This window comes from Psychrobacter sp. FME5, assembly GCF_014861375.1.
Lineage (GTDB): Bacteria > Pseudomonadota > Gammaproteobacteria > Pseudomonadales > Moraxellaceae > Psychrobacter.
On the sequence record NZ_RRYX01000271.1, the window covers coordinates 1 to 492 of the forward strand.

Genomic DNA, 492 nt, shown 5'->3' on the forward strand with positions numbered 1-492 from the left:
ATAAAGACACAAGCGAGAATTACGGCAGCCTCATAGCTGGCTTTAAGCTTATCATAGCGTGTAGCAATGCCTCTGAAGTGTTTTAACCTAGCAAAGGCGTTTTCTACTAAATGGCGACAGCGATATAAGTACCAATCTAGCGTATCGTTATTGCTTTTAGAGTTGGACTTAACGGGTATTACTGACTCAGCACAATGTTCAAAGATACAATCTCTTATGTCGCTACTATCATAGCCTCTGTCTGCTACAACAGCCTTAGTCTCTTTTTTGATGGTACTTTTAATTAAAGCGTTGGCCATTTTAGAATCATGTACTTGGCCTCCTGTCAGCGCCACATGAACAGGGTTACCACAAGCATCAACCATGAGATGTAACTTGCTGCTATTGCCAGCAACGCTGGTGCCGATGGCTTCATCACGACAACTGGCAGCGCCTGTACTGTGCTGATGTGCTTTTACCACGCTACCATCTATAAATAACCATTCACTATCG

The 492-nt window shown here is 43.3% G+C and carries 1 protein-coding gene; it reads right to left on the bottom strand.

Annotated elements, in window-relative coordinates:
- A partial coding sequence (locus EI161_RS14640) for an IS5 family transposase (protein WP_192530034.1) occupies window positions 1-492 on the bottom strand: 492 nt, incomplete at both ends.